The organism is Nocardia yunnanensis (genome assembly GCF_003626895.1).
Classification (GTDB): domain Bacteria; phylum Actinomycetota; class Actinomycetes; order Mycobacteriales; family Mycobacteriaceae; genus Nocardia; species Nocardia yunnanensis.
On the sequence record NZ_CP032568.1, the window covers coordinates 6,589,335 to 6,612,720 of the forward strand.

A 23,386-nucleotide genomic window follows, 5' to 3' on the forward strand; every position below is an offset into this window, starting at 1 on the left:
TTCGACTCTGGTCAACGCCGCGCTCCCGAGGTGTGGCCGGGGCGGGCGTAGCGGCGCAGCACCGCTTCCAGCGCGGACACCAGCGCGGTGAGGACCACGCCCAGCAGCGCGGCGGCGATCACCGCGGCGTAGAGGCGGGCGGCATTGCCCGTGGACTGTTGCGAGAACACGATGATCTGACGCCCGATGCCGCCCGCGGTGCCGGTCGAGATCTCCGCGACCACACTGCCGATCACCGCGGCCGCCGCGCCCAGCCGCAGCGCGGGCAGGATGTGCGGGACCGCCGCCGGGAATCGCAAATGGGTGAGCGTCGCCCACCAGCCGGCAGCGCAGCTGTGCAGCAGTTCCACCGAAGCCGTTGCGGGCGACTGCAATCCGCGCAGGGTGCCGATGGCGACGGGGAAGAACACCAGGTAGGACGCGATCACCACGATGCTCATCCACGGCTGCCACGGCTGCCCGGCGATATGAATCTTCCCGCCCCAGCCCGCGACCAGCGGAGCCAAGGCGATCAGCGGAATCGTCTGCGAGACGATCACATACGGCAGCAGTCCGCGCTCGACGAACGAGAACCGCTGCATGAGCACCGCCAGCGCGATACCCACCACGGCGCCCACCGCCAGCGCCAGCAGGGACAGTTCGAGGGTGAAACTCGCGGTGCGCAGCAGGGTCGCGCCGACGGTCGTCTTGCCGTCGCGCTCCCCCAGCACGGTCAGCACCGCCCACGAATGCGGCAGCGCCCCATCGGTCGTGCGCGGCAGCACCCGCTGGCCGCCCACGCTGACCCCGTTGGCCGGAACCACCGCCTTGATCAACTCCCACAACCCGATCACCAGCGCGAAGGCCGCGAGGGGATACAGCAGCCGCCAGCCGGGCCCGCCGCGCCAGGCGAACCGGCCGGCCGTCGCGCCTTGGGTCTCGACCGCTTCGGCCGCGCGAACCACCGTCGACGTGGCCGTCACGAGTTCGTCACCGTCGCCTCGATCGGGTGCGGCAGGCGCGGCAGCACGGATTCGCCGTAGGCCTCGAGGGTCGCGGTCTTGGCGTCGTGTTGCAGGTACACCGCGAACTGGTCGACGCCGAGGGCCTCGAGTTCGCGCAGCCGGGTCAGGTGCTCGTCGGGGGTGCCGAGAATGCAGAAGCGGTCCACGATCTCGTCGGGCACGAACTCGGCGTGGGTGTTTCCGGCGCGGCCGTGCTCGTTGTAGTCGTAGCCCTGTCGGCCGGCGATGTAGTCGGTGAGGGCCTGCGGGACGCCGGAGTCGGCGCCGTAGCGGGCCACGATGTCGGCGACGTGGTTGCCGACCATGCCGCCGAACCACCGGCATTGCTCCCGTGCGTGTTTCAGCGCGGCGGCGGTGCCGTCGGTGATGTAGGCGGGTGCGGCGACGCAGATGGTGACCGCGTCGGGGTCGCGGCCCGCGCGTTCGGCGGCGGCGCGCACGCGGGCGATGGTCCAGGCGGTGATGTCCGGGTCGGCGAGTTGCAGGATGAACCCGTCGGCCACCTCGCCGGTGAGATCGAGCGCGCGCGGCCCGTACCCGGCCACCCACACCGGTAGCCGCGAGGCCGCCGCCCACGGGAATCGGACGGTGGTGTCCCCGATCCGCGCGCTGCGTCCGTTGCCCAATTCCTTGATGACGCCGATGGATTCGCGCAGGGTCGCCAGGTTGGCGGGCCTGCCGCCCAGGGTGCGGACCGCCGAATCACCGCGTCCGATCCCGCAGACGGTGCGATTGCCGAACATGTCGTTGAGGGTCGCGAAAGTGGACGCGGTCACCGTCCAATCCCGGGTGGACGGATTGGTCACCATGGGCCCGACCACGACCTTGCGGGTCGCGGCGAGGATCTGGCTGTAGATGACGTACGGCTCCTGCCACAGCAGGTGCGAATCGAAGGTCCACACGTGCGAGAACCCGTGCGTCTCCGCGATTCTCGCCAACTCCACCACCCGCGAGGCGGGCGGCGTGCACTGCAACACCACACCGATATCCATGCGGCGCTTCTCCCCTCGTAGTCGGTCAGATGAGGTTCTGCGACAGGCCGCGTTTGACGAACCGGCCGTGGCCGGCACTGCCCAGGTAGGCGCCGTCGTCGACGAGGACCCGGCCGCGCGAGAGCACGGTGTCGACATGTCCGTCGATCTCGAAGCCCTCGTAGGCGCTGTAGTCCATATTCATGTGGTGGGTCTTGCCCAGCCCGATGCTGGTGTGCCCGTTCGGGTCGTAGATCACCACGTCGGCGTCCGCGCCCGGCGAGATGACGCCCTTGCGCGGATACAGCCCGAAGGTGCGGGCGGGCGCGGTGCAGCACACCTCCACCCACTTCTCCAGTGAGATCCGGCCGTCCTTGACGCCCTGGAACATCAGATCCATCCGGTGTTCGACACCGCCGATGCCATTGGGGATCTTGCTGAAATCCCCTATGCCCATGTCCTTCTGGTCCTTCATGCAGAACGGGCAGTGGTCGGTGGCCACGGTGGTGACGTCGCCGGTGCGGATGAACCGCCACAGCTCGTCCTGATGGCCCTCGGCGCGAGCGCGCAGCGGCGTCGAGCACACCCATTTCGCGCCCTCGAAACCCGGTGCGCCCAGGTTCTCCTCCAGCGACAGGTACAGGTACTGCGGGCAGGTCTCGCCGAAGACGTTCTGCCCCTTGCCCCGTGCCTCGGCGATCTGTTGCAGGGCCTGCTTGGCCGAGACGTGCACGACGTACAGCGGCGCACCGGTCACCTGCGCCAGCATGATCGCGCGGTGGGTGGCCTCCTCCTCCATCTGCCAGGGGCGCGTGACGCCGTGGTAGTAGGGTGCGGTCTCACCGCGCGACACCGCCTGCTCGACCAGCACATCGATGGCGATTCCGTTCTCGGCGTGCATCATCAGCAGCGCACCGAGATCGCCGGCGGTTTGCATGGCGCGCAGGATCTGGCCGTCGTCGGAGTAGAACACGCCCGGATACGCCATGAACAGTTTGAAACTGGAGACGCCCTCGGACACCAATTCGCTCATCCCCTTGAGGGATTCGGCGTCCACCGAGCCCACGATCTGGTGGAATCCGTAGTCGATCGCGCATTTGCCGGAGGCTTTGTCGTGCCACAGCGCCAGGCTGTCCTGCACTCGCTCCCCCGGTTTCTGGATCGCGAAATCGATGATCGTGGTGGTGCCGCCGAACGCCGCTGCGCGCGTGCCGGTTTCGAAGGTGTCGGAGGCTTCGGTGCCGCCGAAGGGCATCTGCATGTGGGTGTGGCCGTCGACGCCGCCGGGGATGACGTATTTGCCGGTGGCGTCGATGACCGTGTCCGCGGTGGCGGCCAGGTCGCTGCCCAGCGCGGTCGATCCCGGCTGCAGGACCGCCGCGATGGTCTCGCCGTCGATCAGGACGTCCAGGGGTTGAGATCCGGTGGCGGAGACCACGATTCCGCCGTGGATGAACGTCGTGCTCACGGCTCCACCAGCTTTCCGTAGGCGTCCGGCCGCCGGTCGCGGTAGAAGGCCCAGCGGTCGCGCACCACCTTGATCAGATCCATGTCCAGGTCGCGCACGATCAGCTCGGGCGCGGTGTCGGAGGCCACCTCGCCGACGAACTTCCCCTCCGGGTCGACGAAGTAGCTGGTCCCGTAGAAATCGTCGTCGCCGTACTCCTCGACGCCGACCCGGTTGATGGCCCCGACGAAGTACTCGTTGGCCACCGCCGACGCGGGCTGCTCCAGCTTCCACAGGTAGTTGGACAGGCCGCGCGAGGTCGCCGAGGGATTGAACACGATCTCCGCGCCCGCCAGGCCCAGCGCCCGCCAGCCCTCCGGGAAATGCCGGTCGTAGCAGATGTACACCCCGACCTTGCCGACCGCGGTATCGAACACCGGCCAGCCCAGGTTGCCGGGCCGGAAATAGAACTTCTCCCAGAACCCGTGCACCTGCGGAATGTGATGCTTGCGGTACTTGCCGAGATAGCTGCCGTCGGCGTCGATGACCGCCGCGGTGTTGTACAGGTGGCCCTGCTGCTCCTGCTCGTAGACCGGCAGCACCATCACCAGCCCCAGCTCACGCGCCAGGGCCGCGAACCGCTCGGTGGTCGGGCCGGGCACAGATTCGGCGTAGTCGTAGAACTTGGTGTCCTGCACCTGGCAGAAATACGGCCCGTAGAACAGCTCCTGAAAACAGATCACCTTGGCCCCGGCCGCAGCCGCCTGCCGCGCATAGTCCTCATGCGCCTTGATCATGGACTCTTTGTCGCCGGTCCAGTTCGTCTGCACCAGCGCCGCTCGAACAATCGCCATGCCTTGTGATACTGCACTGGAAACGAATCCACTTGTGTTACAAGTTGATGGAAACGATTTCGTGACCGTAAATCCTCCGACCCCGTGCTCGGAGCCCCGCGACCGGGCACGCAGAATGGCGCTGTGACAACCGAACTCGGACCACCGCACGCGGCCGGGGACGATGCCATCCCCGTCGACACCGCCCCGCCCGGCGGTGCCGCCGACCTCAGTGCCCTCCCCTCCGACACCGCCCGGCCTGGCGGTGCCGCCGACCTCAGTGCCCTTCCCTCCGGCACCTCCACGCCGCCCGATACCGCGGCGGCCCTGGCCGCGGCCGCGCACGACCGCACCGCCACCGGTATCGCGGCCGCCGTCAGCCGGCGCATCCGCTCGGGGGCCCTGCCGCCCGGTACCCGGCTGCCCACGGTGCGCGAGGTGGCCCGGGAACTGCGGGTCTCCCCCGCCACCGTCAACCAGGCGTGGCGCGCGCTCGCCGCGACGGGCGCGATTGTGGCGCGCGGCCGGGCGGGCACCTTCGTCGAGGATCTCCCGCACCTGCGGCAGGCGCCCGCCGTCGGCCGCTATCAGCGTCTGCATCCGCACTCCGACAACGCTTTTCGCATCGATCTCTCGCGCGGTACCCCCGATCCGGCGCTGCTGCCCGACCTCACCGCGGCCTTGCGCGCGCTGCACGGCGACGACCGCATCGACGACCTGTCGGCCACCTACCTGGGCGATGCCGTCCTGCCCGAGCTGGAGGCGGCCATTCGCGCGGACTGGCCCGCCCGCGCCGAACGCTTCACCGTCCTCGACGGCGCCCTCGACGCCGTCGACCGGCTGCTGGCCGCCCATGTGCATCTCGGCGACGCCGTGATCGTGGAAAACCCGTGCTTCCCACCGTTTCTGGACCTGCTCGCGCGCCTGGCCGCCCGTCCGGTGCCGGTGGACGTGGACCGGGCGGGACTGCTACCGGATCGCCTGGCCGCCGCCCTGGCGGCGCACACTCCCGTGGCGGTGCTGCTGCAACCGCGCGCCCAGAATCCGACGGGCGCCTCGCTCACCGCCCAGCGCGTCCGCCAGCTCGCCGATGTCCTGTCCGACGCCGCCGTGATCGCCGGCGTCACCCCGATGATCATCGAGGACGACCACAGCGCGGGCATCACCACCGCGCCCCTGCGCTCCCTGGCCACCCGCCTGCCCGCCCGCACCGTCCACATCCGCTCCTACTCCAAATCCCACGGCGCGGACCTGCGACTGGCCGCGGTCGGCGGCCCCGCCGCCCACCTCGACCCGGTCCTCGAACGCCGCATGCTCGGCCCCGGCTGGTCCTCCCGCCTGCTGCAGCGCGTCCTGCTGCACATGCTCACCGACGACACCGCCCGCGCCAGAATCACCGAGGCCCGCACCCGCTACCGCACCCGCGCCGACGCCCTGCGAAAGTCCCTGTCCCGCCACGACATCCACCTCCCCCGCGGCGACGGCATCAACCTGTGGTTCCCGGTGGCCGACGAGAACGCCGCCCTCATCTCCCTGGCCGCCGCCGGCATCAAAGCCGCCCCCGGCGGCCCCTTCGAAGTCACCGACCACCCCCACACCGACCACCTCCGCCTCACCATCGCCGCCCTCCCCACCCACGAAATAGACGAAGTGGCAACCCAACTCGCCACCGCCGCCACCGCCACCCCCACCTACCGCCGCATCCGCCGCCCCTGAACGACCTCTCCGACCCCCGGCACACTCATCGGCACATTAGCTACCCCTCAGCAAACACCAATGAAAGGCGGCAGCTATCATTCGACGGTCTCCCGGCCGACTCCGGCCCAGCAATAACCGATGAAGGAATCCCGAAGACCGATGTCGATCACCCGCAAGTCGTTCCATGCCGCCGTCGTGGCCCTGCCGGTCGCCGCCGCCGTCGCCGCCGCGGGCATCGCCTCGGCCGCCCCGCTCCCCGGCGCCCCCACCCTGCCCGACGTGACCGCCCTGCCCGGCGTGACCGTCCCCGCCCTGCCCGACGTGACGATTCCCGGCGTGGCGCTGCCCTCGTTCGACCCGCAGCAGTTGCTCGCCACCGACGGCGCTTTCCGCGTCGGTGACGTGGCCGCGCCCGCCCCCGAGTGGCTGCCCGCCGAGGTTCGCGACGGCGTCAACGCCGCGGCCGACCAGGCGCAGGCGCAACTCGCGCAGATCGGCACCGGCGCGGGCTTCGATTCCGATCGTGCCGCCCGCATCGCCACCGGCGTGCTCGGCGGCGCCGCGGTCGTGGGCATTCCGGGCGCCCTGATCGGCGGCGGCGTCGGCGCGGTGACCGGCGGCTACTTCGGCGGCCTGCTCGGCGGTGTCGCGGGGGTGGGCATCGGCGCTCTGGTCGGCACCGCGACCGTGCCCGCCGGCGCGGCCGCGCTGGCCACCGTGGGCGGCATCATCGCCGAAACCGTGGCCGCCGCACCGACCGGCGGCGCAGCCCTGGCCGCCCTGCCCATCCTGCCGCTGCTGCCGTTCATCGCCGCCGGCGCCAGCGCCCCGGTCGCCGCGGTCGCCGGCGCGGCCATCGGCGGCGTGATCGGCGTCGGCGCGGGCGCGCTGGCCGGTGCGGTCGTCGGCGGCGCACTCGGCGCCGCGGCGCTCGGCATTCCCGCCGCGATCGTCGGCGCCGTCGGCGGCGGCATCCTCGCCGATCAGCAGCCCGCACAGTAACCCGGCCACGAAAGCCGCTCCGCACCAGACCAATTCACAGGCCGGGGCCCGTCGCCGAAAGGGGTCGGGTCCTCGTCCTGTCAGCGGGACGCCACTCGCCCCACGAACGTCCTCGGGGTATGAACGAATCGACACCCGGTATCGAGGAGGCGCGGATGGATCTGGTGGAGACTCGGCTGGCATTGCGTGAACTGGCCGAACGCTATGCCGCCCACGTCGATCGGCGGCGCGATGCCGAGACCGCGGCATTGTTCACCGCGGACGGCAGCCTGGTCGTCGAGTGGGGTGACGAGCGGCCGGCCACCGCCACGCAAGGCCGCGCGGCGATCGAGGCGACCATGAAATCGCTGGATCGCTACCGCGTCACCCGGCACGTCATCGCGAATCAACTGCTGGATTTCTCCGGCGACGCGGTGCGCGGCGAAACCTATTGCACCGCATCGCACGTTTACGACACCGCGTCGGGGCCGCGGGTGTTCATCATGCAGATCCGCTATGCCGACACCTTCGCGCACGGCGGCGACGGGTGGCTGTTCGCTGAGCGTCGGCTTCAGGTCGATTGGACCGAGGATCGTCCGCTGAACACTGCGGACGCCGAGTAGAACAGGCAGGGACGTGCAAGGGCCGCATCCGCTAAGGCGGATGCGGCCCTTGGGTTTCCGGTCCTACAGGTACTGGCCGGTGTTCGACTCGGTGTCGATGGCGCGGCTCGCGCTGGCGTTCTTGCCCGTCACCAGGGTGCGGATGTAGACGATGCGCTCGCCCTTCTTGCCCGAGATGCGCGCCCAGTCATCGGGATTCGTGGTGTTGGGCAGGTCCTCGTTCTCGGAGAACTCGTCCACGATCGAATCGTAGAGATGCTGGATGCTCAGGCCCGGGTTGCCGGTTTCGAGGACGGACTTGATGGCGTACTTCTTGGCCCGGTCCACGATGTTCTGGATCATGGCGCCGGAATTGAAGTCCTTGAAGTACAGGACTTCCTTGTCACCGTTGGCGTAGGTGACCTCCAGGAAGCGGTTGTCCTCGCTCTCGGCGTACATGCGGTCCACCACGCGTTCGATGGTGGCCTGCACGCACTTGGAGCGATCGCCGTCGAACTCCTCGAGATCGTCGGAGCGCAGGGGCAGCGTATCGGTCAGGTACTTGGAGAAGATGTCCTGTGCCGCTTCGGCATCCGGCCGCTCGATCTTGATCTTCACGTCCAGGCGGCCGGGCCGCAGGATCGCGGGGTCGATCATGTCCTCACGGTTGGAGGCGCCGATCACGATCACGTTCTCCAGGCCCTCGACGCCGTCGATCTCCGAAAGCAGCTGCGGCACAACGGTGGTCTCCACATCGGAGGAGACACCCGAACCGCGGGTGCGGAAGATCGAATCCATCTCGTCGAAGAACACGATCACCGGGGTGCCCTCGGACGCCTTCTCGCGAGCCCGCTGGAAGATGATCCGAATGTGGCGCTCGGTCTCGCCCACGAACTTGTTGAGCAGCTCGGGACCCTTGATGTTGAGGAAGAAGGACTTGGCCTCCTTGGCATCCTCACCGCGCGCCTCGGCGATCTTCTTGGCCAGGGAGTTGGCGACGGCCTTGGCGATCAACGTCTTACCGCAACCGGGAGGGCCGTAGAGCAGCACGCCCTTGGGCGGGCGCAGCGCGTACTCGCGGAACAGATCCTTGTGCAGGAACGGCAGTTCCACCGCGTCGCGGATCTGCTCGATCTGGCGCGAGAGGCCGCCGATGTCCTCGTAGTTGACGTCCGGCACCTCCTCCAGGACCAGATCCTCGACCTCGGCCTTGGGGACGCGCTCGAAGGCGAAACCGGCCTTGGTGTCGACCAGCAGCGAATCACCCGGCCGCAGTTTGCGAATCGGGCGGTCCGGATCCTCGAGATCGTCCACGTCGACCAGTGCGGTCAGCGGCCCGGACAGCCACACCACCCGCTCCTCGTCGGCGTGCCCGACCACCAGCGCGCGCCGGCCGTCGTCGAGAATCTCACGCAGCGTGCCGATCTCACCGATGGCGTCGAAACCGCCGGCCTCGACCACGGTCAGCGCCTCGTTGAGACGTACGGTCTGCCCGTAGTGGAGAGTGGTGGTGTCGATGTTCGGCGAACACGTCAACCGCATCTTGCGCCCGGAAGTGAACACATCGACCGTCTGATCGTCGTACACGCCGATGAGGACGCCGTAGCCCGAAGGTGGCTGGCCGAGGCGGTCCACTTCCTCGCGGAGCGCCACCAGTTGCTGGCGGGCTTCCTTCAAGGTGTCCATCAGTTTGGTGTTGCGAATCGTCAGCGAATCGACGCGCGCTTCCAATTCCCGTGTGCGATCCGGCGTGTCGGCGAGTTGCCTCCGGAGTGCAGCGGCCTCGGCGCGTACTGCCTCGAGTTCCCTCCAGGCCGCCGAGTCCGAATGTTCGATGGGGCTCATGATGCTGCTCCTCCCAGTCCCGGTCTATCAACGCTACCGGGCTCTAACCGTTCCCGCTTTCCGACATGGTTTCGTCGTGATCACATCTAGGCTGCGGCGGACCTGCCGGGCCAGCATGTTAGCCTGCCCTAACCTGTTTCCGGCGAGTTAATCGCCGGCCGAGCCGAAAGGCGCCGCCGATGCTCCTTCCCACCAGTCGTACTCCTGGTCTGCGTGTTTCCCTGGCTACCGTCGCGGCCCTCGCGGCCGTTACGGCAACTGTGACCGGCTGTAGCTCCGACGACAAGGGTTCTTCGTCCTCGAATTCCACGTCGCCGCATTCCACCTCGTCGGTCGCCGCCGCGCCCGCGCCGACCGCGGAAAACCTCGAAAGCGTCCTCACGGCCTTCGCCGACCCGGCGAAACCGGCTGCCGACAAGGCCAAACTAGTCGTCGACGGTGACAAACGTCTCGGAAATATCGACACCATGAACCAGGGCCTGTCGCATTACCAGGTCGGTTTCACCGTCGGCGAAATCAAACAGGACGGCAACAAGGCCGACGCCAAGGTGTCGGTGACCTCCCCGCACGGCACCATGCCCGACGTCCCGATGGCCTTCCAGTACAGCGATGGCGCCTGGAAGCTCTCGGACGCGGGCGCCTGCACCATCCTCGGCATGGCCCGCGCGGCCTGCCAGTAACCCACCCCTCGCCACTCGAAAGGTCTGTTCGTTCATGTTCGCTCGTTCGCTTCGCCTGTCCGTGACCGTCGCCGCCGCCACCGCCGCCCTCACCGCGGGCGCGGGCCTGGCCACCGCCGACACCGCCGCGCCCGCGGCCGCGGCCGGCGAATTGCAGTCGGTGCTGACCCGCTTCACCGATCCGGCCGTCCCGGCCGCGGACAAGACACAGCTCATGGTCAACGGCGGCGCGCACACCGCGAACCTCGACAAGATGAACCAGGGCCTGGCCAACTACGGCACCATCGGCTGGACCGTCTCGGACGTACAGGCCAACGGCGACACCGCGAATGCCTCGGTCGCCATCTCCTCCCCGCACGGCACCATGCCGGGCGTGCCGATGACCTGGCAGCACACCGACGCCGGCTGGCAGCTGTCGGAGAACACCGCCTGCACCATCCTGGCCATGGGCAAGGCGCCCTGCTGAACGCACGGAAACGGCTCGCCGCGGCCGGAATTCGACGATGCGCCCCCGCCGGAGTCCGGCGGGGGCGCATCGTCGTCTGGCGGGTGTGGCGCGAAATATATCTTCGCGCGCCGCTTTTCAGCCCTTGGAGGGGCGGCGCTGCGGCCTGGGGGCGGTGACACCGTCGGCGAGGCGGCGGGCCTTCACCAGGAAGGCGGTGTGGCCCTGCATGCGATGCTCCGGGCGCACGGCCAGACCGACCACATGCCACGGCCGCACCATCGACTCCCAGGCGGCGGGCTCGGTCCAGCAACCCTGCCGCCGCAGCGCCTCGACGACCTCCGAGAGCTGCGTGGTGGTGGCCACGTAGGCCAGGAAGACGCCGCCGGGGATGAGGACCTTGGCGATCGTCTCCAGGGTGTCCCACGGCTTGAGCATGTCGAGGATGACCCGGTCGACCTGTTCGCCGGAGTAGTCGGCGACGTCACCGAGGGTCAGATCCCAGTTGGCCGGACGTTCGCCGAAGAAGCGCTCGACATTCTTCACGGCGTGCTCGGCGTGGTCCTCGCGGATCTCCCAGGAGATGACCTTGCCCTCCGGGCCGACCGCGCGCAGCAGCGAGCAGGTCAGCGCACCGGACCCGGCGCCGGCCTCCAGAACCTTCGCGCCCGGGAACATATCGCCCTCGTGCACGATCTGGGCGGCGTCCTTGGGGTAGATGACCGCCGCGCCGCGCGGCATGGACAGCACGTAATCGGTCAGCAGCGGACGCAGCGCCAGGTAGGGGGTGCCCTTGGCGGAGTTCACCACGCTGCCCTCGTCGGAGCCGATGAGGTCGTCGTGCTTGATGTGCCCGGCGTGGGTGTGGAACTCCTTGCCCTCCTCCAGGATCACCGTGAACTTGCGCCCCTTGGCGTCGGTCAGCTGTACCCGGTCACCGATTTCGAAAGGGCCGGTCCGTCTGGCCGTCATGCTGCTCCGTTCTGGATGGGTCGTGGTGTGGTCGTTGCGTCGCTGCGGAATTGCCGCGCCGAATTCGTGCGCACCTTGTCGGTGCCTGCGTTTAGCCTGCCAGGTATGTCGGTTGACGTGATCAGTACCCCGGAGACGGAGCTTTTCGCTCCGCGTGGTCCCGCGCTGTCCCCTTCGCGCGCAATCGATTTCAAACAGTGCCCGTTGAAGTACCGGCTGCGGGTCATCGATCAGATCCCGGAGCCGCCCTCGCGGGTGGCGGTGCGCGGCACGGTGGTGCACGCCGTGCTGGAGGCGCTGTTCGGGCTGCCGGCCGCGCAGCGTGACATCGACGCCGCCACCGCGTTGATCGAGCCCGCCTGGGCCGGGGTCCGCGATGGCCGGCCCGAAGTCGGGGATCTGATTCCCGACGGCGAGCTCGAGGACTTTCTGGCCGAGGTGCGCAAGCTGGTCGGCGTCTACTTCCGGCTCGAGGATCCCACCGGCTTCGACCCCGAATCGTGTGAGACCTTCATCGAGACCGAGCTGCCCGACGGCACCCCGCTGCGCGGCATCGTGGACCGCATCGATCGTGCCGCCGATGGCGCCGTGCATGTCATCGACTACAAGACCGGCCGCGCCCCGGGCCTGGCCTACGAGACCCGGGCGCTGTTCCAGCTCAAGTTCTACGCGCTGGTCCTGTTGCGCACCCAGGGCCGCGCGCCCGAAGAGCTGCGCCTGATGTATCTGGCCGACGGCATCACCCTGTCCTATCGCCCCGATCCGGAGGAGCTGCTGCGTTTCGAGCGGATCCTGTCGGCGCTGTGGGCGGCCATCGTCACCGCCGCCGAGACCGGTGAGTTCCCGCCCAGCCCGGGCTGGATGTGCCAGTACTGCGATTTCAAGCGACTATGCCCCGAATTCGGCGGCACCCCACCGCCTTTCCCCTCCGGCCCGGTCGAATCCGAACCGGAAGGGAGATGAGCGAATCGGGCCCCGAGCGAATCAGAAGGCGCGGCAGGAGCGGATGTCGGTGGCCAGAATGGCCTTGGCGCCCAGATCCGCCAACTGGTCCATGAGCTCGTTGCCGTTCTTGCGCGGCACCAGCGCGCGCACCGCGACCCATTCGGGATCGGTGAGCGGGGCGATGGTCGGCGACTCCAGGCCCGGGGTGATGCGCACGGCCTCGTCCAGCAGCGCCTTGGGGCAGTCGTAGTCCAGCATCAGGTACTGCTGGGCGAACACCACGCCCTGGATGCGGGCCACGAGCTGGTTGCGGGCCTTGTCCTCGCGGTCGGCGCCCTTGGCCTCGATCAGCACGCCCTCGGAATCGCACAGCGAGTCCCCGAAGGCGACCAGGTTGTGCTGGCGCAGGGTGCGCCCGGAGCCGACCACGTCGGCGATGGCGTCGGCGACACCGAGCTGAATGGAGATCTCGACCGCGCCGTCGAGGCGGATGACCTCGGCCTGAATGCCGCGCGCGGCCAGATCCTGCAGCACCAGGTTCGGGTAGGAGGTGGCGATGCGCTTGTCGTCTAGGTCCTCGACCTTCCAGTCGCGCCCGGCCGGGGCGGCGTAGCGGAAGGTGGAGCGGCCGAAGCCGAGGGCGAGCCGTTCCTGCACGGGCGCACCGGAATCCAGCGCCAGATCGCGGCCGGTGATGCCGAGGTCGAGCTCGCCGGAGCCGACGTAGATGGCGATGTCCTTGGGCCGCAGGAAGTAGAACTCGACCTGGTTGGCCGGGTCGAGCACGCTCAGATCGCGGGAATCGCCGCGCTTGCGGTAGCCCGCCTCGGACAGGATGGCGACGGCGGATTCGGACAGGGCGCCCTTGTTGGGGACGGCGACGCGAAGCATGGGAGGTCCTTTCGGAGGGGAGGGAAGACGGTGACGACAGGGGGACGAACGACGGGCCGCCGCACTCCGGTCCTGCTTGGACCCGGTGTACGGCGGCCCGGCGCGTCACAGATGTCGGTACACGTCCTCGAGCCGCAGGCCGCGGCCCACCATCAGCACCTGCACCCAGTAGAGCAGCTGCGAGATCTCCTCGGAGAGTTCCTCATCGCTCTGGTACTCGGCGGCGATCCAGACCTCGCCGGCTTCCTCGAGCACCTTCTTGCCCTGCGCATGCACGCCGGCGTCCAGGGCGGCGACGGTGCCCGACCCCTCGGGGCGGTTGGCGGCACGATCCTGCAGCTCGGCGAACAGGGCTTCGAAAGATTTCACGGGGAGTGATTCTCGCAGACGAGCGCACACTCCCCGCAATCGGTTATACGGTGAGCAGTTCGGTGAGTTCGGCCACCGCGCCCTTCAGGTGCCCGGCGAACTCGTGCATCTGCCGCGCGACGTGCTTCGGTGTGGCCAGGTAGAGGTTCCAGCGGTCGGGCAGCAGCACGTAGGCGATGCCGATGCAGGTGGGGCTGGTGGACCCGAACCCGAAGAACTGGATGTTCACCGACGGCGCGGAGCTGGTGGACAGGAAGTCGTCGCGCGAGACGATCCAGCCGGGGCTGTCGTAGAAGGCCATCGGCTCGGTCGCGCCCAGCTGTGCGCCGCGGCGGCGCTGAATCCACTGCAGTTCCCACAGGTGCTGTTCGGGGGCCTCGCCGCGCTGGCATTCCTGGGCGCGGCGCACGTGAGCGTCGGCGGCGGCGCGCAGCGCGGCCAGTTTGGCGTCCCGATCCAGCGCCGGGTCTTCCATGGCCGCAACGAATTCCAGCATCTCCGGGGTGATGACGCGCATGGCCTCGGTGCGGCCGTTGCGGAACTGCCGGGTGGCGATGGATTCGTAGGTGGCGCCGTTGAAGCCCTTGCTGCGCTTGTGGGCGAGCTGATAGCTCAACTGGGCCAGCGCGTCCGGGGAGATGCGCAGGCTCTTGGCGCGGGCGGTGCCGAAGTCGAACGACACCGTGCTGGTGGCCGTGTCGGCGGCATACTGCGCGAAAGACGCGGCGGCCGAGGCGATCTCGGTGCGCGCCTCGGGCCCGAGGGTGAACTCGATGGGTTCGATGGCGGGCAGCCCCTGCGGTTGCGCCCCGGAGCGTTCGGCGTGCGCGCTGACCGAGGTTTCCAGCAGGTCGTCGACGAACGACAGGATGGTGGTGCCGTCGAGCCCGCAATGCTCGACATTGATGCCGGCCGTGCCGTCGGCGAACACGATGAGCGACACCGATTTGTCGAACCAGCGGTTGCCGCTGTCGCCGTGCAGCAGTTGATCGCAGGCGTGCAGGGTGTCGCGGGGCGCGAAGTCCTCGAGGCACACGCAGAACAGCGCGGTCTCGATGGTGTCGAAGGCGGCGTTGTTGGCCGGGCGCAGCGCGGCGTACAGCGGCGCCCAGTCGGCGCGGGCCATGGTGGTGAGGTGTCCGGGCGAGACGTTGACGGGGGCGCGGCGCGCACCGGCCTTCATGACCGCCCGCAGCCCCGCGGCGAGGTCCTCGGGCGTGTAGGGCGCACCGCCCGCGCCGACGACGTCCATCCGGAACATGTTGCCGCGGTAGAAGACCACGATGTGGCGGGCCTCGGAATGCCCCGGCCACTCGTCGCTGTAGGGCACGCGCACGGTGTCCTGGGGCGCGCCCGGAATACGGGTCTCGGAGAACAGGAACTTGTTCTGCGCCATATTGAGTCGCGTGCCGCGCTGGGTGGCGGGCGGGATCTCCTCGCGGTCCAGGCGCAGCTTGTAGTCGACGGCCGCGGTGATCAGCGCGGCGGCGCGTTCGCTCTGGTCGGCGCCGGTGGAGGTGGCCAGCACGGTGTCGTCGCGGAAGAGGAAGAAGAAGTTGGCGTTCAACGCGATTCGGTCACGCCGGCCCAGATAGCGCGAGGGCCAGAACTCGTCGAGCCAGCTGCCGACGCCGGGGGTGCGGTCGAACCGCTCCAGGTCGGCGTGCAGGGTGCGGGCGGGGCTGTCGGGCCGCAGCAGGTCCTCGACCGCGGCCGCGGTGGCGGCGTACTGGTCGGAGGTGAGCAGCGGCGCGCACCAGTGCAGGAACCGGGTGCAGCTCTCCTCCAGCGTGGGGAGCGGCACGCGGGGCAGCTGCTCGTCGTAAGCGAAGGTGCTCTCGCTCAAGGGTTGTCCTTGGGGTCGATGGGGCAGGGGCAGCCTGGCTTTTTGCACACGCGTGACCGTCCCCCGTCGGTCACCGCCCCATTCTTGTCATCCAACCGGTCCGCGCGCCAGCGTTCGGCCGAATCCCGATGACACGCGGCCGGAAGGTGCTTTACTGCGCGACAACAGTTTTCATGCGAGCCAGTTGCCGTGCGAGCCCGGTTCGCACAGTTTCTTCAACCGCAGCTCGACTTCCTCGGGGGACAGATAGCACCCGGTCTGCTCGAAACCGCCGATGGTATGGGTCGGATAGTCGCCGTAGCCGATGCGCAGGAAGTCGTCGCCGCTGAGCCCGTGCACCGCCCAGTCGAAGGCCACCCGGCTGCGGGCGACGACGGTGCGCAGCGCGCCCAGGTGATAGCCGCGGGTGACGAATTGCGCGGGCAGGCCCTGCAATCCGATCTTCAGCGGGCGCGCCAACGCGTCCTTGCCGCCGAGGTCGACCACCAGCCCCAGGTCCGGATGCCGGTAGGGCTTGACCGGGCCGCCGCGCAGGGTGGCGAGCAGGTTCTTGGCCATGTGCTTGCCCTGGCGCATGGCGTGCTGGGCGGTGGGCGGGCAGGTTTTGCCGTCGCCCGCGGCCAGATCCGGGACGGCGGCCGCGTCGCCGAGGGCCCAGACGCCGCGCAGTCCCGGCACGCTGAAGTCGGGGTTGACGACGATGCGCCCGTGGTCGGTGTCGGCGCCCAGGTGCCCGGCCAGCGGGCTGGGCGCGACCCCGGCGGTCCACAGCACCGTGCGGGTCGGGATGTGCCGGCCGTCGGTGAGGGTGACGCCGCGCGCGGTGACCTCCTGGGCGGAGGCGCCGGAGACGAGCTCGATACCCTGTTGTGCCAGAATCTTTTTCGCGTCCGCGCCGAGGCGTTCGCCGAGTTCGGGCATGATCCGGTCGCCGTGGGTGACCAGATGCCAGCGCACCATGGTGGATTCGGCCTGCGGGAAGTAGCGGCGCGCGGCGGCCTGGCAGACCTTGTTGAGCACCGCGGTGGTCTCGGTGCCGGCGTAGCCCGCGCCGATGGTGACGAAGTTGAGCCGCTCGCGGTCGATGTCCTCCTCGCCGCGCACCGCGGCGACGTCCAGTTGCCGTAGCACGTGGTCGCGCAGGTACATGGCCTCCGACAGGGTTTTCATCCCGAACCCGTGCTCGTGCAGTCCGGGGACGTCCTGGATGCGGGTGATGCTGCCGGGCGACAGCACCAATTGGTCGAAGCCGTAGGCGCATTCCTCGCCGGAGTGCCGGCGCACGATGACCTGCCGGGTCTCGGGGTCCACGCCGACGGCCATGCCGGGAATCACCTCGGTGCGCCGCAGCACCCGCCGCAGCGGCACCGACACCGAGCGCGGATTGAGCGCGCCGGAAGCGACCTGCGGCAGCAGCGGCAGATACAGCAGGCCCGCGTCGGGGGTGACGAGTTGGATTTCCGCTTCTTCGGGTCCGACACGGCGTTCCAGATAGCGGGCGCATTCCACGCCCGCGAAACCACCGCCGACAATCACGATCTTCGCTGGTGCCATTCTTCACCGTAACAATCCGTGGCTGGTTTCAGGTGAATCCCGCATGTCATTCCCGCCGCCCGACCGGATCGGTCAGGCGGCGGCGGGGTTTCAGCGGTCGGCGACCGGTGCGTGCGCCGGGCGCGACAGGTGCAGCTGCGCGTACAGCCAGCCGTCGGCTTCGTACTCACCGGGATCGATGCCGGCGGCGGCGAGGGTGTCGAGCACCCGGGCCTGTTCGTCGGCGGAGGCGAAGCGGCGCTGCCGGTAGGCGCCGGGTACCCGTTCGGTGCGGTAGCCGAGGGTGGCCAGCTGTGCGGCGATGGGGTCGAAGTCGAACATGCGCAGCACGAAATGCGCCATCCAGGGCAGTTTTCCGCCGTGGGCGCGGGCCACCCGCAGCAGGGTGCGTTCGGAGACGTAGCCGACGCAGCCGGTGGAGATGACCAGATCCGCGGCGGCGAGGGTGGCGCGCTGCGCCTCGGTGGGATCGGCGGCCTCCAGGTCGGCGTGCACGGTGTCGTGCAGGAATCCGGCGGCGCGGGCGTAGTCGAGGGCGGGGCGGGAGGCGTCCATGCCGAGGAATCGGACGCCGGGCAGTTGCTCGCCGGCTTCGAGGAGTTCCTGGTCGCGGGCCAGGAGTTTGTCGAGGTCGCCGTCGAATCGGTAGTGCTCGGCCAGTTCGGCCATGGTGGTGTCCAGGCGCAGCAGGGCCGCGTTGACGCCGTAGGAGCAGCCGATGTCGAGGACGGTGGGGGTGGCGATGCCGGTGGCGGCCCGGTATTCGGTGAGCAGTCGCTGGAAGTGCGGTTTCGCCGATTCCGGTATCTGGTAATCCAATTCGGTCATGCGAGCGTAGTACTCGCGGGGGTCGGGCCGATCGTAGATGTCGTCGAAGGAGGCTTTCCCGGTAGAACTGTGCAACGAAACCGGCACGCGCTGTTCCCTTCTCAGTCGAGCAGTTGATCGCCGCGGATCTCCCCGACGGCCAGATGATCCGGCAGCACCCGCCCGAACAGCTGCCGGGTCCGTTCGGCGGTGCCGATCAGTCCCGGGGTGTCGCTGTAGGCGAAGATCGCCGAATGTCGTTGCACCGCACCGGCTACGGGCGCGACCCGATGCAACGAGAATCTCCCCTGGAACAGCTGCAGATCCCCCGGGCGCAGCTCGAGCCGCCGGATGAATCGCTCCCCGCCCCCGGTCAGCACCGCCCGCACGTCCGCGAGGTTCTCCGCCTCCCGGGAGCGGATATTGGGGCAATACTCGAACACCCCACCGTCTTCCGGTTCCTGGGTGAGCATGCTGACGGTGAATTCGTTGGTGTCGAAATGCCACGGATGCGAGTTCCCGGGCGCGACGACGTTGAGGCACAGGCCCGCCAGCGGATCGGTGTACTCGTGCAGTTCCGTCAGCCCGAAGCAGTCGGCCACGAACCGCTGGAAGCGGGTATCGGTGTAGAGCTGGTGAATCAGGGCCTGGCGGGGAATGAGATCCCTTGCCACGAAAGCGTTTCCGCGCCGCAACACGATTCGCCCGGGATGGTCCTCGGGCAGTTGCGTATCGAGGGGAATGTTGTAGGCGTTGACGTCCTGCACCGTGTAGTAGGCGTGCGGCGCCAGCGCGGCGCCCTCGGATCGCAAGGTGCCCAACAACTCCGGCCGAATGAATCCCCGCAGCACACAGCACCCGTCGGCGGCCAGTTCGGCGCGCGCCGCCGTCACCGCGGCCTGCCACCGCTGCCCGCCGGGCTCGTGCAACGGATACCGCGTCCCGTCCACTCCGGGCACGGCGTGCCCGCCTAGCGGTACCACCTCTTCGGCAGCCCCATCGGTCTCGGACGCGTCACCCCAACCCCCAACCGCAACCATGCCGCATATTCTGGCCGACACTCCGCCGCCACGCCCGGGATATCGCCCAATTGTGAGCTCTCACTTTTCCTGTGCCCCACAACTTTTGATCGTCACCGCCGCGCCCGCGCGCGTGTGTCTCGGCTGCGCTACAACCTGGCCGGGAAGCGTTGACAGTCCTGTTCAGGCGGGTACACCGGTAGTGAGAGGACCGGTCGCTATGGGCAGTCAGGGATCGTGGGAGACCATCAACCGGGCGCTGTCACAGGTGTCCGGGCCGGGGCGACGCGGGTCCGAATGGATCACCTACCTGTGCCCCGTACACGAGGCGGACGGGCGTCGGCACCGGCCGTCGCTGGGGGTGGTATACAACCCGCAGCGGCAGCGAACCGTGGTGCGATGTTTCGCCGGATGTCCGGATGTGGAGGTGCTCGCGCGGCTGGGGCTGGGGGTGCGGGATCTGTTCGACGGACCGCCGCCGGAACGGCCGCGGCGCGCGGCGAACGGTCCGGAATTGACGCTCGCGGATCGGGCGATTCTGGCTGCGGGGCTGACGCTTTCGATGCACAAACCGGATTTCGGGCCACCGATCAGAAAGCCTCGGCAGGTGGCCGCGTACCTGTATCGCGATGCGGCAGGGCATGCGGTGGGGTGCGTGGTGCGGCTGCGCACGCTGCATCGCCAAGGCTATGTGAAGTCGTTCTACCAGCTGCGGCGCACCGAGAACGGTTGGGAAAACGGCGGATTCGCGCGGGTGCCGTACCAGTTGCCGGAGGTGATCGAGGCGGTGCGGGACGGGCGCGACATCTACGTGTGCGAGGGCGAGGCCGACGTCCTCGCCGCGCGCCACGCCGGGCTGACCGCGACCTGCAATGCGGGCGGCGCGAACGCCTGGCACGCCGAGCACGCCGAGTGGCTGTCCGGAGCGCGCCGAGTCTGGGTGGTGGCCGACCGCGACGCCGCCGGCTACCGCCACGCCGCGAAAGTCGCCGAATCCCTGGCCGATTCGGTGCGGCACCTCCGAGTTGTCGAGGCCCGCGACGGCAACGACCTCACCGACCACTTCAACGCCGGCCACCACCCGCCCGACCTCCTCCCCGTCCCCGTCCTCGACCCCCACTACACCCGCTGAGCGGCACACCACCGAGGTGATTTGTCCGATTCGGCCGCGCTGGTGTGCCACTCAGCGGGGTAGGGCGCGTTGGTAGCGGGCGATGAGGGTGGTGAGGGCGGCGGCTAGGGCGGGGGAATCGACCACGTCGAAGTCGGCGTCCAGGAGGCCCAGGTAGAGGGCGAGCATTTCGGGGTGGTCGGAGCCGGGTTCGAAGGCGCAGCGGTCGGGGCCGAGTTCTTCGACGTCGAGGGGGATCGGGATGCGGTCGCGGACGTGGGCGGCCGAGGCGTGGACGATGACGCGGGCGCGGAATCGCCAGGTGGCCTCGCCGATGCCGCGTTCGACGCGGGCGGCGATCTCGGGGTCGGGCGGGAGCGGGCGCGGGGGGAAGCGGGGGCCGGTGGGGGTGCGCGGGGTCATGCGGTCGACGCGGAAGGTGCGCCAGTCGGCGCGGTCGAGGTCCCAGGCGAGCAGGTACCAGCGCTGGCGGTGGTTGATCAGGCGGTGGGGTTCGGCCGCGCGCCGCGCGGACGCGCCGGAGTGGGTGCGGTAGTCGAAACGCAGTCGCTCGTGGTCGCGGCAGGCAGCAGCGACAGCGGTGAGGGTGTCGGGGCTGACGCGGGGTCCGCGCATGGGGACCGAGACGGCGTGCTGGAAAGCGGCGACCCTGTGCCGCAGCCGCGCGGGCAGGATCTGCTGCAGCTTGGTCAGCGCGCGCAACGAGGTCTCCTCGATGCCGAGGATGGAACCGCTTGCCGCCGTGCGCAATCCGATCGCCACCGCCACCGCCTCGTCATCGTCGAGCAACAGCGGCGGCAGCGCCCCGCCGGACCCGAGCCGATAGCCGCCTGCGACGCCGGGCCGGGCTTCCACGGGATAGCCGAGCTCGCGCAGCCGGTCCATGTCCTTGCGAATGGTGCGCGGCGTGACCTCCAGGCGCTCGGCGAGCTCGGCCCCGGTCCAGTCGCGCCGGGACTGCAGCAGCGAGAGCAGTCGCAGCAGGCGGGCGGAGGTTTCCAACATTTCTCGAGGATATCCGCTCATTGCGGAACGAACCGTTCCTCGATGGCTTCTACCTTGGGATTCATGAGCAACGAGATCCGCCCCTTCACCCTCGAGATCCCCCAGTCCGAGTTGGATTACCTGCACGACCGTCTCGCCCGCGCCCGCTGGGCCGCGCAGCTGCCCGGTACCGGCTGGGAGCGCGGTATCCCCGAAGCGAACCTGCGGGAGCTGGCCGAGTACTGGCGCACCGGGTTCGATTGGCGCGCACGGGAAGCCGAACTCAACGCCCTCCCCCAGTTCACCACCGAGATCGACGGCCAGCACATCCACTTCCTGCACGTCCGTTCGCCCCGCCCGGATGCCCAGCCGCTGCTGATCACCCACGGCTTCCCCAGTTCGATCGCCGAATTTTTGCGCCTGATCCCGCTGTTGACCGAGCCCGCCGACGGCCCGGCCTTCCATGTGGTCGCCCCGTCGCTGCCCGGTTACGCGCTGTCCACCCCGCTGGCGGGCACCGGCTGGACCATGGCCCGCACCGCCCGCGCCTGGATCGAGTTGATGGCCCGGCTCGGCTACGACCGCTACGGCGTGCACGGCGGCGATGTCGGCGGCGGCGTCTCGGGGCTGGTCGCGGCTCTCGACGGCGCGCACGTGACGGGGGTGCACGTGGTCACCGATCCGCTGACCGCCGCGAATGTCGCAACCTTCCTGCCCGGGCTGGCCGACGGCCTCGACCCGGACGATCCGGTCGACAAGGTGATCCTCGATCGCATGGACGCCTTCCGCCGCGATGGTTCGGGGTATCTGGCCATTCAGAACAGTCGCCCGCAGACCATCGGTTATGGCCTGGTGGATTCGCCGGTGCTGCAATTGGCGTGGATCGCCGAGAAATTCGAGTCCTGGACCGACCTGCCGATCGACCGCGACCAGCTGCTCACCACGGTGTCGCTGCACTGGTTCACCGGGTCCGGCGCCTCGGCCGCGCACACCCTCTACGAGCAGTCGCATTCCGCCGAGTGGGGTGCGCCGCCGGCGGTTCCGCAGGGGTTCGCCGTCTTCGGCGCGGACGAGACCGTGCGCCGGGTGGTTCCGGCGCCGGCCGATGCGCACTGGTCGGAATTCGAACGCGGCCTGCACTTTCCGGCCATGGAGGATCCGGAGAATCTGGCCGGTGATCTGCGGGCGTTCTTCGGACCGCTGCGCTGATCACTCCGGCTGTGACGCGGCGGTGCGGGAATCCAGTTCCGCCAGCAGCTTTTTCGTCGCGACCTGCCGGTAGGCGTCCTCGACGATCTCCCCGATCTCGTCCCAGTCCACCGGCACGTCGAGATACACCCCGAGCCAGCCGCGATGCCCCACGTAGGGCGGCCGGAAGTACCGTCCCGGTTCGGCCGCGACCAGCTCCGCCTGCACGCCCGCCGGTGCCGCGCACCAGAATCCGAGCCGGTCGTCGTGGTGATGGTCGGCGAACATGACGAACATCTTCTTGCCGCCCGCGAACCAGCACGGTTCACCGTGACTGAGCTTCTCGCTCACCGCCGGCAGCCCGCGGCACACGGCCCGCAGTCGTTCCAGCACGCTGTCCATACCCGCAGGCTAGGCCACGACGGCGGTGCGGGCTTGGACGAATGGGAATCCGGCGGTTCAGGAGCCCGCGCGCACCGGCAGCAAGTCCTCGAGCTCCGCGACGGTCAGGCCGATCAGGCTCTCGCGGAAGGTCCGCCCCGGCGCGTCCGGGACCGCCACCTCGCACGGCACCACCAGCAGCGCGCAGCCCGCCGCCTGCGCGGCCGCCGCCCCGGTCGGCGAATCCTCGATCGCCACCGCGTTGTCCGGGGCCACGCCGAGCAGTTCGGCGGCCCGCAGATACAGGTCCGGGGCGGGTTTGCCGTGCGGCACCTCATCGGCGCAGACGGTGGCCGCGAAGTACTCGCGCCCCAACGTGTCCAGCCCCAATTCCGCCAACGACCGCTTGGTATTGGTGACCAGCGCCATCGGAATCCCGGCCGCACGCACCATATCCAGGGCCTCACGCGCACCCGGCCGCCACGGCACCGGCCCGGCGAACAGCTCGGTCACCCGCCGCTCCATCCACGCCGTGCCGTACTCGACCGACTCGGGCGTGTGCTCGATCCCCAAGCCCTCGAACAGGATTCGGAAAGCGGTGGGCCCCGCCGCGCCGATGAGCGCGTGCCGGACCTCCTCGGTCAGCTCGCGCCCGTATTCCGCCGCGAGCTCCCGCAAGGCCAGATCCCAGAGTTTCTCCGAGTCCAGCAGCGTTCCGTCCATGTCCCACAACACCGCGTGCAACCGCGCCACCGACCCGAACTCCTTCCACCGATACCGGCCCCACCTCGG

The 23,386-nt window shown here is 69.2% G+C and carries 23 protein-coding genes; 8 read left to right on the forward strand and 15 right to left on the reverse strand.

The window, feature by feature from the left end; translation table 11 throughout:
• Window positions 1–11: 11 nt before the first annotated feature.
• The 4 genes from D7D52_RS30910 to D7D52_RS30925 are packed head-to-tail and all read right to left on the reverse strand — an operon-like array spanning window position 12 to window position 4,276.
• On the reverse strand, window positions 12–962 hold the full coding sequence (locus D7D52_RS30910) for an ABC transporter permease (protein ID WP_246023417.1): 951 nt from the start codon (window positions 960–962) through the stop codon (window positions 12–14).
• Window positions 959–1,996, reverse strand: a complete 1,038-nt coding sequence (locus D7D52_RS30915; RefSeq protein WP_120742011.1) for a TIGR03842 family LLM class F420-dependent oxidoreductase — start codon at window positions 1,994–1,996, stop codon at window positions 959–961. The genes D7D52_RS30910 and D7D52_RS30915 overlap by 4 nt, the downstream gene beginning before the upstream one ends.
• 25 nt (window positions 1,997–2,021) lie before the next feature.
• On the reverse strand, window positions 2,022–3,443 hold the full coding sequence (hydA, locus tag D7D52_RS30920; RefSeq protein WP_120742013.1) for a dihydropyrimidinase: 1,422 nt from the start codon (window positions 3,441–3,443) through the stop codon (window positions 2,022–2,024).
• Entirely contained in the window at window positions 3,440–4,276 is an 837-nt protein-coding gene (locus tag D7D52_RS30925; RefSeq protein ID WP_120742015.1) for a nitrilase-related carbon-nitrogen hydrolase, read from the reverse strand. The genes hydA and D7D52_RS30925 overlap by 4 nt, the downstream gene beginning before the upstream one ends.
• A gap of 123 nt (window positions 4,277–4,399) precedes the next feature.
• Here D7D52_RS30925 and D7D52_RS30930 point away from each other — a divergent pair, with 123 nt between their 5' ends.
• The 3 genes from D7D52_RS30930 to D7D52_RS30940 all read left to right on the forward strand — a co-directional run bounded on the left by D7D52_RS30930 (window position 4,400) and on the right by D7D52_RS30940 (window position 7,557).
• Complete coding sequence (locus tag D7D52_RS30930; RefSeq protein WP_246023418.1) at window positions 4,400–5,971, forward strand: aminotransferase-like domain-containing protein; 1,572 nt, start codon at window positions 4,400–4,402, stop codon at window positions 5,969–5,971.
• 141 nt (window positions 5,972–6,112) lie between these two features.
• A complete protein-coding gene (locus D7D52_RS40040) occupies window positions 6,113–6,955 on the forward strand; it encodes a hypothetical protein (RefSeq protein WP_162958664.1) in 843 nt (280 codons plus the stop codon).
• A gap of 119 nt (window positions 6,956–7,074) precedes the next feature.
• Complete coding sequence (locus D7D52_RS30940) at window positions 7,075–7,557, forward strand: nuclear transport factor 2 family protein (RefSeq protein WP_120742019.1); 483 nt, start codon at window positions 7,075–7,077, stop codon at window positions 7,555–7,557.
• A 63-nt stretch (window positions 7,558–7,620) separates the two neighbouring features.
• Here D7D52_RS30940 and arc read toward each other — a convergent pair whose 3' ends face one another.
• On the reverse strand, window positions 7,621–9,381 hold the full coding sequence (gene arc, locus D7D52_RS30945; RefSeq protein WP_120742021.1) for a proteasome ATPase: 1,761 nt from the start codon (window positions 9,379–9,381) through the stop codon (window positions 7,621–7,623).
• 179 nt (window positions 9,382–9,560) lie between these two features.
• Between arc and D7D52_RS30950 the strand changes: the two genes are divergently transcribed.
• Together D7D52_RS30950 and D7D52_RS30955 are read left to right on the forward strand one after the other, a co-directional pair.
• A complete protein-coding gene (locus D7D52_RS30950) occupies window positions 9,561–10,061 on the forward strand; it encodes a WKL family lipoprotein (RefSeq protein WP_120742023.1) in 501 nt (166 codons plus the stop codon).
• 34 nt (window positions 10,062–10,095) lie between these two features.
• Window positions 10,096–10,527: an MTB12 C-terminal domain-containing protein gene (locus tag D7D52_RS30955; protein ID WP_120742024.1), complete on the forward strand. Its 432-nt coding sequence runs from the start codon at window positions 10,096–10,098 to the stop codon at window positions 10,525–10,527.
• 117 nt (window positions 10,528–10,644) lie between these two features.
• Here D7D52_RS30955 and D7D52_RS30960 read toward each other — a convergent pair whose 3' ends face one another.
• On the reverse strand, window positions 10,645–11,478 hold the full coding sequence (locus D7D52_RS30960) for a tRNA (adenine-N1)-methyltransferase (protein ID WP_120742026.1): 834 nt from the start codon (window positions 11,476–11,478) through the stop codon (window positions 10,645–10,647).
• Between the two features lie 105 nt (window positions 11,479–11,583).
• On the opposite strand from D7D52_RS30960, the gene D7D52_RS30965 reads away from it, so the two are divergent.
• Window positions 11,584–12,441: a RecB family exonuclease gene (locus D7D52_RS30965; RefSeq protein WP_187703060.1), complete on the forward strand. Its 858-nt coding sequence runs from the start codon at window positions 11,584–11,586 to the stop codon at window positions 12,439–12,441.
• 21 nt (window positions 12,442–12,462) lie between these two features.
• On the opposite strand, the gene hisG is transcribed toward D7D52_RS30965, so the two are convergent.
• From hisG to D7D52_RS30995, 6 genes are all read right to left on the reverse strand, one after another.
• Complete coding sequence (gene hisG / locus D7D52_RS30970; RefSeq protein WP_120742030.1) at window positions 12,463–13,314, reverse strand: ATP phosphoribosyltransferase; 852 nt, start codon at window positions 13,312–13,314, stop codon at window positions 12,463–12,465.
• A 105-nt stretch (window positions 13,315–13,419) separates the two neighbouring features.
• On the reverse strand, window positions 13,420–13,683 hold the full coding sequence (locus D7D52_RS30975) for a phosphoribosyl-ATP diphosphatase (protein ID WP_033085388.1): 264 nt from the start codon (window positions 13,681–13,683) through the stop codon (window positions 13,420–13,422).
• Window positions 13,684–13,726: 43 nt separating this feature from the next.
• Window positions 13,727–15,529, reverse strand: a complete 1,803-nt coding sequence (locus tag D7D52_RS30980) for a choline/carnitine O-acyltransferase (RefSeq protein ID WP_120742032.1) — start codon at window positions 15,527–15,529, stop codon at window positions 13,727–13,729.
• Window positions 15,530–15,700: 171 nt separating this feature from the next.
• On the reverse strand, window positions 15,701–17,083 hold the full coding sequence (locus D7D52_RS30985) for an NAD(P)/FAD-dependent oxidoreductase (RefSeq protein WP_120742034.1): 1,383 nt from the start codon (window positions 17,081–17,083) through the stop codon (window positions 15,701–15,703).
• A gap of 90 nt (window positions 17,084–17,173) precedes the next feature.
• Window positions 17,174–17,998 (reverse strand): class I SAM-dependent methyltransferase, encoded by an 825-nt coding sequence (locus D7D52_RS30990; protein ID WP_120742036.1) that lies wholly within the window; start codon window positions 17,996–17,998, stop codon window positions 17,174–17,176.
• A gap of 14 nt (window positions 17,999–18,012) precedes the next feature.
• Window positions 18,013–18,930, reverse strand: coding sequence for a HalD/BesD family halogenase (locus tag D7D52_RS30995; RefSeq protein ID WP_246023420.1), 918 nt, complete (start codon window positions 18,928–18,930; stop codon window positions 18,013–18,015).
• Between the two features lie 199 nt (window positions 18,931–19,129).
• Here D7D52_RS30995 and D7D52_RS31000 point away from each other — a divergent pair, with 199 nt between their 5' ends.
• Window positions 19,130–20,041 (forward strand): toprim domain-containing protein, encoded by a 912-nt coding sequence (locus D7D52_RS31000; RefSeq protein ID WP_162958665.1) that lies wholly within the window; start codon window positions 19,130–19,132, stop codon window positions 20,039–20,041.
• Window positions 20,042–20,092: 51 nt separating this feature from the next.
• On the opposite strand, the gene D7D52_RS31005 is transcribed toward D7D52_RS31000, so the two are convergent.
• Complete coding sequence (locus D7D52_RS31005; RefSeq protein WP_120742040.1) at window positions 20,093–21,046, reverse strand: helix-turn-helix transcriptional regulator; 954 nt, start codon at window positions 21,044–21,046, stop codon at window positions 20,093–20,095.
• Between the two features lie 63 nt (window positions 21,047–21,109).
• Between D7D52_RS31005 and D7D52_RS31010 the strand changes: the two genes are divergently transcribed.
• Window positions 21,110–22,234, forward strand: a complete 1,125-nt coding sequence (locus tag D7D52_RS31010) for an epoxide hydrolase family protein (protein ID WP_120742041.1) — start codon at window positions 21,110–21,112, stop codon at window positions 22,232–22,234.
• Here D7D52_RS31010 and D7D52_RS31015 read toward each other — a convergent pair whose 3' ends face one another.
• Both D7D52_RS31015 and D7D52_RS31020 read right to left on the reverse strand, forming a co-directional pair.
• The gene (locus D7D52_RS31015) at window positions 22,235–22,615 is read right to left on the reverse strand and encodes an MmcQ/YjbR family DNA-binding protein (RefSeq protein ID WP_120742043.1); all 381 of its coding nucleotides are present in this window, start codon (window positions 22,613–22,615) and stop codon (window positions 22,235–22,237) included. It lies immediately after the preceding gene.
• Window positions 22,616–22,672: 57 nt separating this feature from the next.
• Window positions 22,673–23,347 carry an HAD family hydrolase gene (locus D7D52_RS31020; protein WP_281279146.1) on the reverse strand — a complete coding sequence of 225 codons (675 nt, stop codon included), beginning with the start codon at window positions 23,345–23,347 and terminating at the stop codon, window positions 22,673–22,675.
• Between the last annotated feature and the right edge of the window lie 39 nt (window positions 23,348–23,386).

Excerpts from the sequence above, each read along its gene's own strand:
- D7D52_RS30915 (WP_120742011.1), bottom strand. The coding sequence starts at position 1,996 with ATGGATATCGGTGTGGTGTTGCAGTGCACGCCGCCCGCCTCGCGGGTG.
- D7D52_RS30925 (WP_120742015.1), bottom strand. The coding sequence starts at position 4,276 with ATGGCGATTGTTCGAGCGGCGCTGGTGCAGACGAACTGGACCGGCGAC.
- D7D52_RS40040 (WP_162958664.1), top strand. The coding sequence starts at position 6,113 with ATGTCGATCACCCGCAAGTCGTTCCATGCCGCCGTCGTGGCCCTGCCG.
- D7D52_RS30940 (WP_120742019.1), top strand. The coding sequence starts at position 7,075 with ATGAACGAATCGACACCCGGTATCGAGGAGGCGCGGATGGATCTGGTG.
- arc (WP_120742021.1), bottom strand. The coding sequence starts at position 9,381 with ATGAGCCCCATCGAACATTCGGACTCGGCGGCCTGGAGGGAACTCGAG.
- D7D52_RS30950 (WP_120742023.1), top strand. The coding sequence starts at position 9,561 with ATGCTCCTTCCCACCAGTCGTACTCCTGGTCTGCGTGTTTCCCTGGCT.
- D7D52_RS30955 (WP_120742024.1), top strand. The coding sequence starts at position 10,096 with ATGTTCGCTCGTTCGCTTCGCCTGTCCGTGACCGTCGCCGCCGCCACC.
- D7D52_RS30960 (WP_120742026.1), bottom strand. The coding sequence starts at position 11,478 with ATGACGGCCAGACGGACCGGCCCTTTCGAAATCGGTGACCGGGTACAG.
- D7D52_RS30965 (WP_187703060.1), top strand. The coding sequence starts at position 11,584 with ATGTCGGTTGACGTGATCAGTACCCCGGAGACGGAGCTTTTCGCTCCG.
- hisG (WP_120742030.1), bottom strand. The coding sequence starts at position 13,314 with ATGCTTCGCGTCGCCGTCCCCAACAAGGGCGCCCTGTCCGAATCCGCC.
- D7D52_RS30985 (WP_120742034.1), bottom strand. The coding sequence starts at position 17,083 with ATGGCACCAGCGAAGATCGTGATTGTCGGCGGTGGTTTCGCGGGCGTG.
- D7D52_RS30995 (WP_246023420.1), bottom strand. The coding sequence starts at position 18,930 with ATGGTTGCGGTTGGGGGTTGGGGTGACGCGTCCGAGACCGATGGGGCT.
- D7D52_RS31000 (WP_162958665.1), top strand. The coding sequence starts at position 19,130 with ATGGGCAGTCAGGGATCGTGGGAGACCATCAACCGGGCGCTGTCACAG.
- D7D52_RS31005 (WP_120742040.1), bottom strand. The coding sequence starts at position 21,046 with ATGTTGGAAACCTCCGCCCGCCTGCTGCGACTGCTCTCGCTGCTGCAG.
- D7D52_RS31010 (WP_120742041.1), top strand. The coding sequence starts at position 21,110 with ATGAGCAACGAGATCCGCCCCTTCACCCTCGAGATCCCCCAGTCCGAG.
- D7D52_RS31015 (WP_120742043.1), bottom strand. The coding sequence starts at position 22,615 with ATGGACAGCGTGCTGGAACGACTGCGGGCCGTGTGCCGCGGGCTGCCG.